At 48.9% G+C, this 15781-nt stretch carries 19 protein-coding genes, 2 tRNA genes and 1 pseudogene; 15 read left to right on the forward strand and 7 right to left on the reverse strand.

Going from position 1 to position 15781, the window contains the following annotated elements; all coding sequences use genetic code 11:
* Window positions 1–9 precede the first annotated feature (9 nt).
* The 9 genes from carA to ACFORK_RS02400 all read left to right on the forward strand — a co-directional run bounded on the left by carA (window position 10) and on the right by ACFORK_RS02400 (window position 8851).
* Complete coding sequence (gene carA, locus ACFORK_RS02360; protein WP_379195209.1) at window positions 10–1188, forward strand: glutamine-hydrolyzing carbamoyl-phosphate synthase small subunit; 1179 nt, start codon at window positions 10–12, stop codon at window positions 1186–1188.
* A gap of 1 nt (window position 1189) precedes the next feature.
* Window positions 1190–4411, forward strand: coding sequence for a carbamoyl-phosphate synthase large subunit (carB, locus tag ACFORK_RS02365; RefSeq protein ID WP_379195211.1), 3222 nt, complete (start codon window positions 1190–1192; stop codon window positions 4409–4411).
* Window positions 4412–4549: 138 nt separating this feature from the next.
* Window positions 4550–5323, forward strand: a complete 774-nt coding sequence (gene pyrF, locus ACFORK_RS02370; protein WP_379195213.1) for an orotidine-5'-phosphate decarboxylase — start codon at window positions 4550–4552, stop codon at window positions 5321–5323.
* Window positions 5320–5961, forward strand: a complete 642-nt coding sequence (gene pyrE, locus ACFORK_RS02375; protein WP_379195215.1) for an orotate phosphoribosyltransferase — start codon at window positions 5320–5322, stop codon at window positions 5959–5961. Before pyrF ends, pyrE begins: the two co-directional genes overlap by 4 nt.
* 305 nt (window positions 5962–6266) lie before the next feature.
* Window positions 6267–7817, forward strand: a complete 1551-nt coding sequence (locus tag ACFORK_RS02380) for an extracellular solute-binding protein (protein WP_379195217.1) — start codon at window positions 6267–6269, stop codon at window positions 7815–7817.
* 58 nt (window positions 7818–7875) lie between these two features.
* Entirely contained in the window at window positions 7876–8109 is a 234-nt protein-coding gene (locus ACFORK_RS02385; RefSeq protein WP_379195780.1) for a hypothetical protein, read from the forward strand.
* 81 nt (window positions 8110–8190) lie between these two features.
* Window positions 8191–8267 (forward strand) — tRNA-Met (locus ACFORK_RS02390).
* Between the two features lie 45 nt (window positions 8268–8312).
* A tRNA-Ile gene (locus ACFORK_RS02395) sits at window positions 8313–8386 on the forward strand.
* A 180-nt stretch (window positions 8387–8566) separates the two neighbouring features.
* A complete protein-coding gene (locus ACFORK_RS02400) occupies window positions 8567–8851 on the forward strand; it encodes a hypothetical protein (protein WP_379195219.1) in 285 nt (94 codons plus the stop codon).
* Window positions 8852–8934: 83 nt separating this feature from the next.
* Here ACFORK_RS02400 and ACFORK_RS02405 read toward each other — a convergent pair.
* Window positions 8935–9123 (reverse strand): annotated as a pseudogene (locus ACFORK_RS02405) (YHYH domain-containing protein); the annotation flags it as partial.
* Window positions 9124–9209: 86 nt separating this feature from the next.
* Here ACFORK_RS02405 and ACFORK_RS02410 point away from each other — a divergent pair.
* Window positions 9210–9455: a hypothetical protein gene (locus ACFORK_RS02410; protein WP_379195221.1), complete on the forward strand. Its 246-nt coding sequence runs from the start codon at window positions 9210–9212 to the stop codon at window positions 9453–9455.
* A 135-nt stretch (window positions 9456–9590) separates the two neighbouring features.
* On the opposite strand, the gene ACFORK_RS02415 is transcribed toward ACFORK_RS02410, so the two are convergent.
* From ACFORK_RS02415 to ACFORK_RS02430, 4 genes are all read right to left on the reverse strand, one after another.
* Window positions 9591–9953 (reverse strand): hypothetical protein, encoded by a 363-nt coding sequence (locus ACFORK_RS02415; protein ID WP_379195223.1) that lies wholly within the window; start codon window positions 9951–9953, stop codon window positions 9591–9593.
* Window positions 9954–10048: 95 nt separating this feature from the next.
* Window positions 10049–10222 carry a hypothetical protein gene (locus ACFORK_RS02420; protein WP_379195225.1) on the reverse strand — a complete coding sequence of 58 codons (174 nt, stop codon included), beginning with the start codon at window positions 10220–10222 and terminating at the stop codon, window positions 10049–10051.
* 108 nt (window positions 10223–10330) lie between these two features.
* Window positions 10331–10825 carry an ImmA/IrrE family metallo-endopeptidase gene (locus tag ACFORK_RS02425; protein WP_379195227.1) on the reverse strand — a complete coding sequence of 165 codons (495 nt, stop codon included), beginning with the start codon at window positions 10823–10825 and terminating at the stop codon, window positions 10331–10333.
* Window positions 10826–11014: 189 nt separating this feature from the next.
* Window positions 11015–11191, reverse strand: a complete 177-nt coding sequence (locus ACFORK_RS02430) for a YjfB family protein (RefSeq protein ID WP_379195229.1) — start codon at window positions 11189–11191, stop codon at window positions 11015–11017.
* A gap of 194 nt (window positions 11192–11385) precedes the next feature.
* Between ACFORK_RS02430 and ACFORK_RS02435 the strand changes: the two genes are divergently transcribed.
* Window positions 11386–11538 (forward strand): YjcZ family sporulation protein, encoded by a 153-nt coding sequence (locus tag ACFORK_RS02435; protein WP_379195231.1) that lies wholly within the window; start codon window positions 11386–11388, stop codon window positions 11536–11538.
* 55 nt (window positions 11539–11593) lie between these two features.
* Here ACFORK_RS02435 and ACFORK_RS02440 read toward each other — a convergent pair whose 3' ends face one another.
* Entirely contained in the window at window positions 11594–12028 is a 435-nt protein-coding gene (locus tag ACFORK_RS02440; RefSeq protein ID WP_379195233.1) for a DNA-entry nuclease, read from the reverse strand.
* A 135-nt stretch (window positions 12029–12163) separates the two neighbouring features.
* Between ACFORK_RS02440 and ACFORK_RS02445 the strand changes: the two genes are divergently transcribed.
* On the forward strand, window positions 12164–12328 hold the full coding sequence (locus ACFORK_RS02445) for a hypothetical protein (RefSeq protein ID WP_379195782.1): 165 nt from the start codon (window positions 12164–12166) through the stop codon (window positions 12326–12328).
* Between the two features lie 89 nt (window positions 12329–12417).
* A complete protein-coding gene (locus tag ACFORK_RS02450; protein WP_379195235.1) occupies window positions 12418–13902 on the forward strand; it encodes a glycosyl hydrolase in 1485 nt (494 codons plus the stop codon).
* A gap of 94 nt (window positions 13903–13996) precedes the next feature.
* Here the strand turns inward: ACFORK_RS02450 and ACFORK_RS02455 are convergent, their stop codons facing one another.
* Window positions 13997–14485 carry a PH domain-containing protein gene (locus tag ACFORK_RS02455; RefSeq protein WP_379195237.1) on the reverse strand — a complete coding sequence of 163 codons (489 nt, stop codon included), beginning with the start codon at window positions 14483–14485 and terminating at the stop codon, window positions 13997–13999.
* A 179-nt stretch (window positions 14486–14664) separates the two neighbouring features.
* Here ACFORK_RS02455 and ACFORK_RS02460 point away from each other — a divergent pair, with 179 nt between their 5' ends.
* Together ACFORK_RS02460 and ACFORK_RS02465 are read left to right on the forward strand one after the other, a co-directional pair.
* Window positions 14665–15225, forward strand: a complete 561-nt coding sequence (locus tag ACFORK_RS02460; protein WP_379195239.1) for a hypothetical protein — start codon at window positions 14665–14667, stop codon at window positions 15223–15225.
* Between the two features lie 216 nt (window positions 15226–15441).
* Window positions 15442–15777, forward strand: coding sequence for a YolD-like family protein (locus ACFORK_RS02465; protein ID WP_379195241.1), 336 nt, complete (start codon window positions 15442–15444; stop codon window positions 15775–15777).
* Window positions 15778–15781 lie beyond the last annotated feature (4 nt).

Genomic DNA, 15781 nt, shown 5'->3' on the forward strand with positions numbered 1-15781 from the left:
TGGAAGGGAATGCAGGCAAGATTGCTTCTGCAGGATGGCACGTTGTTTACGGGCACCGCATTTGGCGCCGAGGGCGAAAAGACAGGTGAGGTTGTATTTAACACGGGGATTACGGGATATCAAGAGGTTCTGTCGGACCCGTCCTATTGCGGACAGATCGTAACGATGACCTACCCGCTGATCGGGAACTACGGGATTACACGCGATGATTTCGAATCCGCACGTCCATTCGTGCACGGGTTTGTGGTTCGCCGTCATGAGACGGTACCAAGCAACTGGCGGGCAGAATACAGCGTAGACGATCTGCTGAAGGAATATGGCATTCCCGGCATCAGCGGGATTGACACCCGGATGCTGACTCGCATCATCCGCCACTATGGAACGATGAAGGCGATTCTGACCACTTCCAACAAACGTGTGGAAGAACTGATGGAAATGATGGGCGATACCACGATTGAAGAATTGCGTAATCAAGTCGCTCGCACCTCGACACCGAACACGTACATCAGCCCTGGCAACAAGGAAAGAATTGTACTGGTCGATTACGGTGCAAAAACAGGTATTCTGCGCGAGCTGAACAACCGCGGTTGTGACGTAGTTGTCGTACCGCATGATGTGACTGCAGATGAGATTCGTCGCCTGAACCCGGATGGCATCCAGCTGTCCAATGGCCCTGGAGACCCTAAGGATGTACCTTACGCGGTACAAACGATCTCCGAGCTGCTCGGCGAATATCCAATCTTCGGCATCTGCCTGGGTCACCAATTGTTCGCACTGGCTTGCGGCGCAGACACCGAGAAGCTGAAGTTCGGTCACCGCGGCGGCAACCATCCGGTAAAAGAACTGGAGAGCGGACGCTGCTTCATTACTTCGCAGAACCATGGTTACACCGTTAACGAGGACTCCATCCAGAGTACAGAGCTGGAAGTTACACACATCAATAATAACGACAAGACCGTTGAAGGTCTCAAACATAAACGCTACCCTGCTTTCTCGGTGCAATATCACCCGGAAGCAGCGCCAGGACCGCATGATAGCAGTTACCTGTTCGACCGTTTCCTGCAAATGATTGCAGAGCATAAGGCAGGTAAGCCGGTCAACCCGCGCCAGGCACAGCTTGCAGCCAACGCCAGAATCACGGCGCCGCAGCCTACGCCCCAGCTTGAAGCCGTGAAAGGAGCAAGATAAAATGCCTAAGAATGAGAAGCTTAAAAAGATCCTGGTGATCGGCTCCGGTCCGATCGTCATCGGCCAAGCAGCCGAGTTCGACTATGCAGGCACACAGGCCTGCCAAGCCCTGAAAGAAGAAGGCGTCGAGGTCGTGCTGATCAACAGCAACCCGGCGACGATTATGACCGATACCAATATGGCTGACAAAGTCTACATTGAACCAATTACCCTGGAATTCGTGACCGGCATTATCCGTCAAGAGCGTCCAGACGGATTGCTGCCGACACTCGGTGGCCAGACAGGTCTGAACATGGCGGTAGAACTGGCTCGTGCGGGTGTTCTGAAGCAAGAGAATGTGAAGCTGCTCGGAACGCAACTGCACTCCATCGAAAAAGCTGAGGACCGTGACCTGTTCCGCGAACTGATGCGTGAATTGGAACAACCGGTACCGGAGAGCACCATCATCACCACACTGGAGGAAGCATTGAGCTTCGCCGATGAGATCGGCTATCCGCTGATTGTCCGTCCTGCCTACACTTTGGGTGGTACAGGCGGCGGTATCTGTGATAACGAAGAGGAACTGCGTGAGACCGTTAAGGCGGGTATCCGTTACAGCCCGATCGGACAATGTCTGGTTGAGAAGAGCATCGCCGGTATGAAAGAAGTCGAATACGAGGTTATGCGTGATGCCAATGACAACTGTATCGTAGTCTGCAACATGGAGAACTTCGATCCAGTAGGTGTGCATACCGGAGACAGTATCGTTGTGGCGCCAAGCCAAACACTGTCCGACCGTGAATACCAAATGCTGCGTAGCGCGTCGCTCAAGATTATCCGTGCGCTGAACATCGAAGGCGGCTGTAACGTACAGTTCGCGCTTGATCCGCAAAGCTATCAATACTATGTAATTGAAGTGAATCCGCGTGTTAGCCGCTCTTCGGCGCTGGCTTCCAAGGCAACCGGTTATCCGATTGCCAAGATGGCGGCTAAGATTGCATTGGGCTATACCCTGGATGAGATCGTCAATCCGGTTACCGGCCAGACTTATGCTTGCTTCGAGCCAACTCTTGACTATATCGTGAGCAAAATCCCACGCTGGCCGTTCGACAAGTTCACGTCGGCTAACCGCAAGCTGGGCACACAGATGAAAGCGACCGGTGAGGTTATGGCTATCGGCCGTACCTTCGAAGAGTCCATTCATAAAGCGGTTCGTTCCTTGGAGATCGGTGTTCACCGCTTCCGTCTGCCAGGTGCAGAGAAGCTGGAAGAACAGGTCCTGAGAGATCGGTTGGCAAAAGCCGATGATGAGCGTCTGTTCCTGATCGCTGAGGCATTCCGCCGCGGCTACGGACTGCAAGAGGTTCAGGATATCACTAACGTAGACTGGTGGTTCCTCTCCAAGATTGAAGGATTGGTGAGCTTCGAGAACGTGATTCGCGGGGAAGAGAGCCTGACAGCGGAAACGTTGTATGAAGCCAAACGCTTCGGCTTTACCGACCGGGCGATCGCCGAGATTCGTGCTGAAGGCGACCCTAACGGCAAGCAAACGAAGGAATCCGAGGTGCGGGCATTGCGTCTTGCTCAGGGACTGAAGCCGGTGTTCAAGATGGTAGATACTTGTGCGGCCGAGTTTGAGGCTTCCACACCTTACTACTACTCCACCTATGAGACTGAGAACGAAGTGACGCCTTCCGACAAGCAGAAGGTAATCGTGCTCGGTTCTGGTCCGATCCGTATCGGACAAGGGATTGAATTCGACTACTCTACCGTACACGCGGTATGGGCGATTCAGAAGGCTGGCTACGAAGCCGTAATTATCAATAACAATCCGGAGACCGTATCTACAGACTTCAACACATCGGACCGGTTGTATTTTGAACCGTTGTTCTTTGAAGATGTTATGAACGTGGTAGAGCAGGAGAATCCGATCGGGGTCATCGTACAGTTCGGTGGACAGACGGCGATCAACCTTGCGGCACCGCTGAGTGCTGCCGGGGTAAATATCCTCGGAACAAGTCTGGAAAGCATTGACGAAGCCGAGAACCGCAAGAAGTTCGAAGCATTGCTCTCTCGTCTTGATATTGCACAGCCGAAGGGTAAGACGGTTACGACTGTTGATCAAGCTGTTGAAACTGCACAGTCGCTGGGGTATCCGGTATTGGTTCGCCCGTCTTACGTACTTGGCGGACGCGCGATGGAGATCGTCTACAACGATACTGAGCTGCTGAGCTACATGGTGGAAGCCGTGAAGGTGAATCCGGAGCATCCAGTTCTGATCGACCGTTACATGCTGGGTAAAGAAGTTGAGGTTGACGCGATTTGTGATGGTGAGACAGTAGTCATTCCAGGGATCATGGAACATGTTGAGCGTGCAGGCGTCCACTCCGGCGACTCCATCGCTGTGTATCCACCACAATATCTGGATGAAGGCTTGAAGTCGAAGATCACTGAGATCACAATCAAGATTGCCAAAGAACTGAAGACTGTGGGCCTCGTCAATATCCAGTTCGTTATCTATAAAGATGAAGTGTATGTCATTGAGGTGAATCCGCGCTCCTCGCGTACGGTTCCTTTCTTAAGCAAAGTGACAGGCATTCCGATGGCTCACCTGGCTACTAAGGTCATTCTGGGTGGCAAGCTCAAGGAAGAGGGCTACCAAGACGGACTGTGGCCGGAAAGCGATTATGTATCGGTAAAAGTACCGGTCTTCTCGTTCGCCAAGCTGCGCCGCGTTGAGCCTACCCTGGGACCTGAGATGAAATCGACGGGTGAGGTTATGGGCCGCGACAAGTTGTATGCCAAAGCCCTGTACAAAGGCCTCATCGGTGCGGGTATGAAGATCCCAGCCACGGGAGCAATCATTGTCACCGTAGCGGATAAAGATAAAGCAGAAGCGGTAGAACTGATGAAGGGCTTCGATGGCATGGGCTACAAAATTATCGCTACTGGCGGTACGGCTACAGCGCTTGAAGAAGCGGGGCTGAATGTTATGAACGTCAACAAGCTCGGCGAAGGCGAACCGAACATCATCGACCTGATCCGCAGCGGGCAAGCCAACTTTGTCTTCAACACCCTGACTAAGGGCAAAACACCAGAGCGTGACGGATTCCGCATCCGCCGTGAAGCGGTAGAGAACGGCGTGGTCTGCATGACCTCGCTCGATACAGTAGCGGCGCTGCTGAGAATGCTGCAGACCATTAACTTCTCGTCGCAGTCCATGCCTGCATTTGTCGGTCAATAAAGAACTGAATAAACAGCATTGAACGTGCTACAGGGACGGTTTGCGGAGGATTCGCAGACCGTCCCGCCATGACCGGGCCTTGAAGTAGCTACAATGCGGTCCTCGTGGATAAGGTGAAACTGGATAGGAGCGGTGGTTATGGCTTATGAAAAAGAGCAAGAGGTGAAGCCAGGACAAGATGCTGCGTGGTCAGACATGGCCAAGCGGTTGATGATTGCCCTGGATTACCCGGATGTAGACAGTGCAAGACTGCTTATGGAGAAGCTGGAAGGCATTCCATGTTATATGAAAGTCGGCATGCAGTTGTTCTATGCGGCAGGACCGGAGTTCGTACGAGAGCTGAAAGGCCGGGGCTACTCTGTATTTCTGGATGTCAAAATGCATGATATCCCGAACACAGTAAAAGGCGGAGCAGGCAGCATCACAAGGCTGGGCGCTGATATGTTCAACGTGCATGCCGGAGGCGGTAAGGCGATGATGGCTGCAGCTCGTGAGGGGGCAGCCGCTGCGGTTAGCGCTAATCCAGAGCTTGATATGCCCGTAATTATTGCGGTGACCCAACTGACCAGTACGAGCCAGGAAGTTATGAACGAGGAGATTGGCATTCCAGGTGTTGTTGGCGATACAGTAGTGCATTACGCCAAGCTGGCTGCGGAAGCAGGCCTTGATGGCGTTGTAGCATCCCCGCAGGAGTCAGCAGCTATTGCATCTGCCTGCGGCCCAGATTTTCGCACAGTGACCCCTGGCATCCGGCCAGCTGGGTCATCCATGGATGATCAGACGAGAGTCCTGACACCGGGACAAGCGATCCGGCAGGGCAGCCACTATCTCGTAATCGGTCGGCCGATAACAGCAGCATCTGATCCGCGTCAAGCAGCACTAACAATTATTGAGGAGATGATTCAAGCGTGAGCCAATTTTCAAATAAAAGTGAACAAGTCGCTTCGTATTTGCTGGAGATCGGTGCGGTAAACCTGCGCCCGCAGGAGCCTTTTACCTGGACTTCAGGCATTAAGTCACCTATCTACTGTGATAACCGTCTGACCTTATCGTATCCAGAAGTTCGTAACTATATCGCCGATGCTTTTGCCGAGCTGATTAAGAGCCGTTACCCGGACGCTGAGGTGATTGCCGGAACAGCAACAGCCGGTATCCCGCACGCGGCTTGGGTAGCTGACAAGCTGAATCTGCCTATGGCATATATCCGCGACAAAGCTAAAGGCCACGGCAAGCAGAACCAGATCGAGGGTCTGATTGCTCCCGGGCAGAAGGTTATCGTCATCGAGGACCTGATCTCCACTGGTGGCAGCTCCATTAAGGCTGCTCAGGCGGTTCAGGAGGCCGGTGGCGTGCCACTGGCGGTGCTGGCTATTTTCAGCTATGAGCTAGACCGAGCCACACAAGCGTTCACCGCTGCAGAGATCCCGCTGCAGAGCTTGTCCAATTACACCACGTTGATTGATGTCGCACTGTCTCAGAGTAAAATTGCTGCAAGTGATGTGGATCTTCTGCATTCCTGGAGAAAAGATCCTGCGTCCTTCGGAGTATAAAGCATACTTAAAGTCCCTCGCCTTGGTGCGCAGGGACTTTTTTTAAAATAGAAGAATTTATATGTTTCCGCTATAAGTCATCCTTATATTTCTCACTGAAACGGATACCGTCTCTTAGCGGACGGCGAAACCGTTTCTATTTGTTCCAAATTAAGGTGATTCTATTAAGGATTCGTTGTCTAACTTTAAATTTGCTGTAACTTTTCCCTATGCTATAAGCCTATATAATACATAAAGAAGGAATGGATGATTACTCCAGTAATCAGGGTCTAAGTATGTTTAAGTACGTTCAGGAGGGGTATCTAGTGAAATTTAATATGAATACAATTAACAAGAAACGAAAGTCGATTCGTCGGGTGAGCCTTGGCCTCTGCGCGGCATTGCTGCTACCTTTGGCGTCATCAAGCTTACATACAGCGTGGGCGGAGCCGGGGAAAGATCAAGTTCAGCAGAAAGAGCGAGTGCTACGGATCGGCAGCTTGTGGAGTGGAGAAGACGATACTTATTTTCGTCAACAGTTTACAGATCTGTATGAAATGAAGCACCCAGAAGTCAAGCTTGAGATTGTGCCTGCTATAGACAGCGCTGACCTCCGTTTCACTCCTGGTTCACAGGCAGGCGCCGAAGGCAACCTGGAGAGCTTTCGCAAGCTTATGGGCGGAGATAAACCTGTAGATGTGATTGTTGGGGACAGTAAGCTCATTAAGAGCCTGAGAGATCATAATATGCTTAAGCCGCTTCAGCCACTGATTGACCGTGACCACTATGATATTAGCAATATGGCTCCGACTATGCTGGATGGTATCCGCGAGTTGGGCGATGGCAATCTGTTTGCTTTGGCACCAACCTTTAACTCCAGTGCTTTGTATTATAATAAAGCTATTTTTGATAAAGCCGGATTGCCTTATCCAACGAATGGAATGACTTGGGATGAAGTCTTTACACTTGCCGCGAAGGTTGTTAATGCTTCCAAGATGACCAAGGTGTCGGGTCATCCCGACAGCGGTATCTACGGATTCTCCATGAGCCGTTATTCCAGCGATCCCTTCTGGGATATGCTGAGCTATATATCGCCGCTACAGCTGACCATGTACGATAACAAAGGCGAGAAGATGACCGTCAACAATCAGCAGTGGAAAAAAGCATGGACTACTTATAGTGAACTTGTGCATAAGGGGATCATTCCCGGGCTAGGCAGTACTCAGTCTGTCGGTAACCCTGAGAGCAATGGATTCAATCCACTTGAGGGAGAGCTGTTCGCGACAGGCAAGGCTGCTATGGTCATCGGGGAGTATGGCTATTTGAAGGAATTGGCGGATATTGAGCGAAATGCGGCCCAAATTCCCAACTACAAGCTGGTGAATTGGGGCATTGTGAGTGTCCCTTCGTTTGCGGAGAAGCCAGGGGTGTCATCTGGCACTTGGCTCGGTAATATGATGGCGATCAGCGCTAATGCTTCCAATCAAGAGGATGCCTGGGACCTGATCAAGTTCGTTAACAGTAACGAGGTGGCGAAAATCAAAGCCCATAACTCTTACGAACTGACGTCCCGTAAAGACTACATTACTTCCAGTCAGCCAGGTCTGGATTTGCAGGCCTTTTATACACAGAAGCCACTTCCTGCCGGTGATCCCGCTATGGATCAACTGGAGGCGCAGAAGCCGGGGATTACCCAAATTAGCGATGCCGGTCGACAATTGTTCATCGAAGTGTATAACGGCCGCCAATCCGTAGATCGAGCTCTGAAAACTTGGGAGTCTCAGGGCAACAAGATGCTTGAGAAGCTGAGAAAATCGCCCTCGTCCACCTTCGATCTGGAGGATGGCTGGATTACGCAAGGTGCTGTAAGGAATTAATCTGTAGTTATTCCAAATAAAAGCTTTAAAGCCGCCGGGGGTCCCGGCGGCTTATTTTATGAAAACTGGGTATGATAAGCTCATGAAGGAATCCCATTATTATGCCGACAAAGGAGTCGAATACATCATGAACTGGATATACTTCGCCAAGCTGTTCCGGACCCGGTTTCAGGCTGGATGTCTGGCCAAACGATTAGAGCAAGACGGATGGATCTACGGTTATCATGATCCGCGTTTCGTGGAAATTTACCGCTCCCGCAAGGGAAAGTACGGGGTGCGTTTCCTCCCTTGAGAAGTTTTTCTAAATTCTCTTGACTTATAGGTGCTATATAATGTATATTAATTATTGTCGCTGTTTGAATTTAATGACTGACGCGGGGTGGAGCAGCCCGGTAGCTCGTCGGGCTCATAACCCGAAGGCCGCAGGTTCAAATCCTGCCCCCGCAACCAATCTTATTCATCCTCAGCACTCCTAAATACGGATATTTTAGATCCGGGCCCTTAGCTCAGTTGGTTAGAGCGGTCGGCTCATAACCGATTGGTCGGGGGTTCGAGTCCCTCAGGGCCCACTTCGCCAAAACCCTTACATTGTAAGGGTTTTTTGCTGTTTATTTATAAGTTTTGCATAACTAAAAAAGGCTTAGTAATAATGTTGATCTAATAGTAAAGCATCACATTTTTCCTCGAAGAAATATAGATGCCTGTTGCGTATGTGGTAAAATATAACTATTGGAAAGGTGGTGATTCATATGTTGGAAAGAGAAAAAAAAATTTCTGGCGTGCTTACCTGGATAGGGATTGTTATTATAGCAGCAGGGTTTATTCTTGGTTTGATGTTTGGGAGAGAGAATGTGGGCCTATATAGTGAGACATATGAACAACTGTGGTCTTTGACCCTGTTATATTGGGCTGCGGGTCTTGTTTCGGGGATGTTTTTCATCGGTTTATCCGAGATCATAGAACAATTACATAAAATTAATTCAAAATTAGGAAAAGAGCCAGAGAAAGACGAGCTACGTTTATTAAGCGATTAATCGGGCCCTGGCAACTCATTTAATTTCATTTACTGAGGTGCCAGAGTTGCACAGAATCAGTGCTTTTTCTTTTTAGATCCACTGCTGTGATAGTGGTACTCTCCTTTTTTCAATCCCCACTTCTCGCAGTTTGTGCGGCAATAGTGACCACCATTTGAATCGGTCCGACCTTGGTGGGCACTGGCCAGCGCAGGTGTGAGTAACAGAATTATTGATAGGGATAGCGGGAGTATTACTTTTTTCACGCGAAAATCCTCCTGATTGAGTAATATTTTAGATATAGTCTAGCAGAACTAGGTAAATATTACTATAATATTAGGAAAATGTTGACAGGAATCAGACAATCTGGTGAAAGCATATGGGTTACATAAAAGCTTTAGAGGTGGATGGTGAGCCCATGCTGCATAATCAGGAGTTTAAAGTATATATTATAACCTCTGGTGATATTCTACGGTTTATTGTCTTGGAGATCGTGGTCGGAACGATGGCGTATTCCATAGCCATGAAGTTGTTTCATAACGTGATTTTGGCGAGCGCGGGAGGCTGGGCAGGAACAGAGGGAATCAAGCGGTTGACGGGTGTTTTAAGAGCAATAGCTAAGTGATGGGGGTGGCTTGTAGAATGCCACAAAATAAGCACCTTGCCGATAAGGCGAGGTGCTTTGATGTAGTCAGGCCTATGTATGGGTAGGATGGACATTGTATGATGTCTGCTTACAGCGTAGTGTCGGTAAAATTAGTTAATCGTAGATTTTCTTATCCAGATACGTGATTAGAAGCTCCGCCAAGGCTCTTAGTTGCCTGGGGTTATTTTCTTGAGATATCGCTTCTTGGATGCGGCTGATTGTGATTTGACTGGCTTTCTCTCTGCTAGCTTCCTGATCTACCGGGGTACCGGTTATATTTGGTTGCAATGTATGGGACACGCTCTCGATCTCCGTAATCGGAACCCAGAGTGATTCTTCCTCCGTCTGTATCTTGATCATTCGGTAGGTCAAGGCTTCCGCTGTGCCCTGCAGGTTCCCGCCATTCAATAAAACGAGGTTGATACGTTCGTTCTTTGCCACTGCAGCTTGCAAGTTCTGACGTACTCCTTTATCCATTAAGTTGCCCCCATAAATTAGTCTGTGTCAATTATACCCATATTATGATTGGTATAACAACCATCAGCCGGAGGCGATCCATGGTCATACAGGTCTTATAGAATTACACCATCTTCCTTGGGTTCTTGCAGCAGAATAGAGAAGGTCTGGGTCTCGTGATCCACTTCAATCGTTTCGATTCCCACAAAATCAGGTATCTCGGGGTGTACTGCATCAACATTGTATTCGGGATGGGACATTAATAAGGCAATGATTTTAGTGGCTTCCATAGGGATTCCTCCAATGAGATCATTCTGCCATGCAACAGGGGGCGGTTAACGGCTTGGTGATTCAGTTATTGGTATTATCCCCGCGAGTCGGACTGAATATCAGTGGGATTAATTTGCTGGGGACATAACCGCAAGCAGTTGGCCTTGAAATATGCGTCTTTGTATTTGATCGATCCGCTGGACAGCCAGTTCATTCGGGACTTGAAACATAGCTGCCAGGTAACGGATGGCCTCTCCACGATGCTCCGGCAATGGCAGGCGCGAGATCATGGAGTATGGCATGGAGGCATACAGAATGAAGCGGTCGGATTCATCCTCCTGATCTTGAGTGAAGATCGCGGGCATCAGCGTACGCCTGCCGGAATGGCGCAGCAGATGGCAGAGAGCGTGAAGAAACTCCAGGCGCTGCATGCTTGCTGGCAGACGGTTATCAATGAACATGCTGTACATTCCGGCGGATGCCTCAACAGCCTTACTTCTAACATCGAGGTAATGAACCCAGATATTCAAGCGCTCTGAAATATACTCAATGGAGATTTGCGAAGGCTGCTTTATCTGGAGTCTGTTGTATAAATCCTCTGTCCATTTTTCCAAAACAGTCATTTGATAGTAAGATTTCACTTTATCCACCTCATTATAGGATCGTATGTTCGTATTATTGACCAAAAGAAAAGCCCGAAGGGCTGTGAAAAAGCAGGAAGGCGGAGAAAGCAGGGGTCTGCTTTCCGCCTGATGCCTTTTGAAATTTTAGAAAAGGGAACTAATGTTCTTGTGAAGACTAGCATAAAACATTCAGACGCGAATATCAAGTGTTTTTCCTAAGTTCGGATGAACGCTTTGTTCAAGCATTTGCACCAGATTCTGGGACTGAGTTTCTGCTTGATCCTTAGCAATACTTAATACTTGTATACCCACGGCCTGGGCCAAGGATGCTTGGCTCATTGAAGTAGATAATGCTGCAATATCCATATCGCACCTCCTCCTATAAGCTATATCGACAGGGATATTCTTTTTTATAAGCAGGCAGGATGCACAACAATTGTTCAGTCAAGGCCTTGATATAATTGTCACGCATTTCTTTACCTGTTGGCCCATACCTTCAGGCGGAATTTCACATATTCTGAGCTGTATTCAATATTCATCATTCTAAGGAGGAAATTTAAATGGGTGCAGGATATGGTTGCGGTTGTGGAAATGTTAGTCCGGTAAATGAAGCTCCTGTCGTCTCTCCGTGTGTAAGTCCTTTTACTTCTACAGGTGCTATTCTGGTTCTCTTCATTCTGTTGGTTATTATCACTAAAGCCTGTTTGTTCTAGGCTAGCCTTATCGGACTGTTCCCCCCCTGGCCTTGGCCGGGCGGGGGTTATTTCATTACTGGAACATAAACTCAACACGAACCCCGTCCGCATATCCTTCCAACTGATTGCCAACCCAACTTCCGGCACCGCGGTTGTCGCTTGGCGATATGTATTTAATATCTGCGCCTTCTCCGCCTTCCTTGCACATCGCCATCGGCCATTCGTCGCGGTCGTAGCCCTTTTTGGTAGGAACGCCCTTTAAAGAGAGGCGGCGGTTATTCTCTGCTTGCTCACGATCGATTGTACATATGGCGGACTCACCTTTTGCAATGGCTTCCTGAATATGCTTGGCTGTCTCTGGATAACGATCCGAGGGAAAGACCAACTGAACAATTTCAGAATCGGATGGGGATGATGGCGGGAACTGTCCGTCCTCTTCATACCAGTAAGAACCTAGAGCTAGCAGTGCAACAATGATGAGACTGCCGATTAATTTACGTAACTTCACTTCTGCTCCTCCTTTTTCTGCGATTCAATCAGTATAGCGTATTTCGAATTATAGCGCGATTCTCTATAATTAGGAGAAGGTGTGGCGTTAGCCACTTATATATGCTTGTAAATCTATGTGATGGAGGGGTTCTTTGTGATGATGACGGGTTTTGGAATCTTTGGTCTGCTGTTTTATTTGTTCTTTTTGGGTTGTGGAGTGTATGCATTTATCCTGTTCATTAAGCTGGCAACTCGCGGGATCAGGGCACTGGATTTGTATATTGCTGACAAAATCGAGCAGAGAAACAGCAGATTCTAAAGACAGGCTCTTTGTTCTGTACATTGGCCGCGTCCTTGTGCAGGGCCTTTTCATACTATGTACCACAAGTACTAGGGTGGTGAGGGCTAGTGGAACAAGGGATGCTATGGCAGCTGTTGGATTCGGCATCACGGCTGGTAAACGATGTACAGTGGCAGACGGCGTTCCGGAATTGGGTCATGACCCCGGCTAATCCGGATTTGACGGCTCCTGCCCGGACGCTTCTGAGGACGTTATATGCTTTGCAAGGCACGGGAATTATTAACGGACAGCATGATTATCTCGAAAGCCCGGATGAATTCAATAACAAGCTGAAGACGACTGGGGGACAGTATGCCGGGCTTCATGGTTATGAACTGGGGGCCATCAACAACCAGTCGCCTGAACTGATCCGCAGCCAAAGAGACGGGGTAGTCGCCAGTGCAATCCGCTGGTATCAATCCGGGGGAATTGTAGCTCTGACCTATCATGCTCATTTGCCTGGAACAGCTCCGGCTTGGTCAAATGTATCTATGAATCTGAGTAATGCAGAATTCGATAAATACGTAACCCCTGGCACTCCCCAGAATGCTGCATTGCTCGCCGATCTCGATGATGTTGCCTTGTCTTTGCACAAGTTAGCCGATGCTGGCGTTCCTGTACTATGGAGGCCATATCATGAGATGAACGGCGGGTGGTTCTGGTGGGGACGCAAGAGCAAGTTCATCACACTTTGGAATCTGATGTTCGATTATTTCACAAAGACCCATAAGCTCAATAATATATTGTGGGTGTGGAGCCCCAATGCAGACGGAGATGGAGTCGACGCACTGGAAACCTATTATCCGGGTGTGGCGAAGGTGGATATTCTGGCGCTCGATATTTATAACGGAGAATTTAAGGAAGAACTGTATAATCGGCTGTGGGATCTTGGACGGGGCAAACTGATTGCAATTGGCGAGAACGGCAAGCTTCCATCATCTGCATTGCTTGCCAAGTCACAGCGCAGGTGGTCTTACCTGATGACTTGGGGCAAGCTTCTCTATGAGAACAATACGGAGGCAGCAATTAAGGATTTTATGAATGCCAGTTTCACCTTCAATAGGAGCGAATATACTAAGGCTTTTGCAATCCAAGCTTCCAGGCCTGAGGGTAGTCCGGCAATCCCTGTCAGTGGTCTGCGAGGAGAATATTATAACAATATGCTTCTTAGTGGAATGCCAGCTTTAGTACGGACAGATGCCAATATTAACTTCATCTGGAGACAAGGCACGCCGGACCCGGTAATCGGTGTGGATTTCTTCTCTGTACGCTGGATCGGAAAGCTTAGTGCGACTTATAGTGAGGGTTACACGGTGTACTCTTCATCGGACGATGGCATCCGAATCTGGATTGACGGACAGCTTGTTATTGACAGTTGGATCAAGCAGAGTGGACAGGAGCGGAAAGGAAGTGTCAATCTGATCGCCGGCAAGCTGCATGATATCAAAGTAGAGTTCTTTGAGAATCAGGGTGATGCGAAGGCCGTGCTGATGTGGGAGAGTCCGAGTCAGGTCAAGGAGGTTATCCCGGCAGTGGCGTTTTTTCTCCCTTAATGTGAAGTGATGCGGAGTTCTATATATATAAGTGAACGAGGGAAAAGCCCCGAGAAATCCGGGGCTTTTTGGTCTGCAGCAAAAGCGTATAGGATTAGATCTGTTCGCGATAGCTGATATTATTGACTGTTTTCTCATCACGTACTGCTTTGCGCAGCGCATCCTTCACGGTATGGGCACCACGGATCTTGCGGAACCACAACTGAGGCGATGAAGCATCATCGGAGAAAATTGTCAGTGTCCCTATACCAAGCATGCGATCCGGAATGGATTGAGAGACTCCCAGGTCACGAATTCGCAGCAGCTCGATTTCTTCGATATTTTTACCGATCAGGCCTGTCTTTACTATAATTCTTTGGCTTGTAATCGTATAGGTGGTCGTATTAAGGCCCACAAGACCCTTCAGTCGGTCGGATATGCCGGCAGGCTTTCCTTCCCATAGTTTGATTTCCTGAGCAGGCGTCAGGTCTCGCAGCATGCGCTCGGCTGTTGGTGAAGCTCCCCCGTTCAGCGCGGTCCCACACTCTCCGCAAAATTTAGCTGTTTGCTTATACTCTGTTCCACAGGCTGTACAATAAGGCATCGAATGAACCTCCTCTCCTAATAAACATTTATTATATTTATTATTATACTGCTTCACCCGGTCATTGGTTGCACTCATAGCAGGAACGTATTTTTTTGCATTTTCCCCCGTTTTACATTAATTTCATTTGCACTTTACAATAACCGACATTATTCTGTTATGTGGGGGGAATGTAAACGATGAAACGAGCTTGGCTAATAGGGTTGATTGGGCTGGTTCTAATGCTCTCAGCCTGCAGCTATAATGATTCTGCTTCAACCGCGGCGTTGTCTGAGGAAGAAGTTAAGGAATCTGTGCAAAATTACTACAATGAGATGTTCAAAATTGAACAATTAGGGAAGTCGTCACGGGAGCAATTCAACAAGACGATCGCCGCTTATTCGGCTGGGAACGCTACTTCCAAGGAGATGGAGAAAGCCATCGCCAAATTCAAGGATACGGCTACTAGTATTTCATCTCAGGCGAAAAAGGTTGAAATTTCCGACCGCCTGCCGGATAAAGTCAAGAAGCTGCTGGATGAGGCCCAGATTGCTTTTCAAAGTGCCTATTCCTTAAAGGAACAAGCTTCAAAAGGTGCCGATTCTGCCGATGTGTCTGCCGACGAGTTCAACGAGCTTAATCAGAATGCTGATATCGCTATGTTATACGGTATCTCCAAGCTGAACGAAGCCAGAGTGGCCACTGGACTTTTGGAGCCGGATAAGGATGCGGATACGAAGGCAACCACTGATCCAAAGTGATAACTGGAACGGATTCGAAGAGTGTTAATCAATAGGACAACCTGCCCCCATATTTGGGGATGATGATAAAAGGCGTTGCACAGTACAGCTGTGGGCGCTTTTTTGCGTGCAGACTGTCATTTTTTCCATATTGATTAAAGGACTTGGCTATGGATATAATACAAACATACGTTCGTGTTATGTAGGGTTATTAATTGAACACAAGGAGGCTAGGCAATGGGTAAGAAGCTGGAAGGAAACGGATTATGGGAGAGCAGTCGGATGATGCTGCCGGAGCACAAGAACCGGATTATCAGCGATGAACGGGAGACGCTGCGCCGCACCCAGCCGGTACTGGATGAGCAGAAGCAGGAGGAGATTGAGAGCGCCCTGGCGCTGTCTCTGCGCAGTCATGTGCGCGTCACGGTGATTCTGTTCGATCCGTTCGAGAATGAGGCCGTGAGCGGCTTTGTGACCTCCATTCACACCCACTCGCGGGAGATCAAGCTGCAGTGGGCGGAGGAATGGAAGTGGATTCATGTAGACCAGATTGTAGAGGCCTATATCGTCTAACAAG

The organism is Paenibacillus sp. GCM10012306, from assembly GCF_042649265.1.
Taxonomy (GTDB): domain Bacteria; phylum Bacillota; class Bacilli; order Paenibacillales; family Paenibacillaceae; genus Paenibacillus_AQ.

What these genes read in the sequence shown, in the direction of transcription:
- ACFORK_RS02420 (WP_379195225.1), bottom strand. Translation starts at nt 10,222, where the DNA reads ATGGAAGCCACTAAAATCATTGCCTTATTAATGTCCCATCCCGAATAC.
- ACFORK_RS02430 (WP_379195229.1), bottom strand. Translation starts at nt 11,191, where the DNA reads ATGGATATTGCAGCATTATCTACTTCAATGAGCCAAGCATCCTTGGCC.
- ACFORK_RS02460 (WP_379195239.1), top strand. Translation starts at nt 14,665, where the DNA reads ATGAAACGAGCTTGGCTAATAGGGTTGATTGGGCTGGTTCTAATGCTC.
- ACFORK_RS02425 (WP_379195227.1), bottom strand. Translation starts at nt 10,825, where the DNA reads ATGACTGTTTTGGAAAAATGGACAGAGGATTTATACAACAGACTCCAG.
- carB (WP_379195211.1), top strand. Translation starts at nt 1,190, where the DNA reads ATGCCTAAGAATGAGAAGCTTAAAAAGATCCTGGTGATCGGCTCCGGT.
- ACFORK_RS02385 (WP_379195780.1), top strand. Translation starts at nt 7,876, where the DNA reads ATGAAAACTGGGTATGATAAGCTCATGAAGGAATCCCATTATTATGCC.
- ACFORK_RS02410 (WP_379195221.1), top strand. Translation starts at nt 9,210, where the DNA reads ATGGGTTACATAAAAGCTTTAGAGGTGGATGGTGAGCCCATGCTGCAT.
- ACFORK_RS02455 (WP_379195237.1), bottom strand. Translation starts at nt 14,485, where the DNA reads ATGCCTTATTGTACAGCCTGTGGAACAGAGTATAAGCAAACAGCTAAA.
- ACFORK_RS02465 (WP_379195241.1), top strand. Translation starts at nt 15,442, where the DNA reads ATGGGTAAGAAGCTGGAAGGAAACGGATTATGGGAGAGCAGTCGGATG.
- ACFORK_RS02415 (WP_379195223.1), bottom strand. Translation starts at nt 9,953, where the DNA reads ATGGATAAAGGAGTACGTCAGAACTTGCAAGCTGCAGTGGCAAAGAAC.
- pyrF (WP_379195213.1), top strand. Translation starts at nt 4,550, where the DNA reads ATGGCTTATGAAAAAGAGCAAGAGGTGAAGCCAGGACAAGATGCTGCG.
- ACFORK_RS02435 (WP_379195231.1), top strand. Translation starts at nt 11,386, where the DNA reads ATGGGTGCAGGATATGGTTGCGGTTGTGGAAATGTTAGTCCGGTAAAT.
- ACFORK_RS02400 (WP_379195219.1), top strand. Translation starts at nt 8,567, where the DNA reads ATGTTGGAAAGAGAAAAAAAAATTTCTGGCGTGCTTACCTGGATAGGG.
- carA (WP_379195209.1), top strand. Translation starts at nt 10, where the DNA reads ATGCAGGCAAGATTGCTTCTGCAGGATGGCACGTTGTTTACGGGCACC.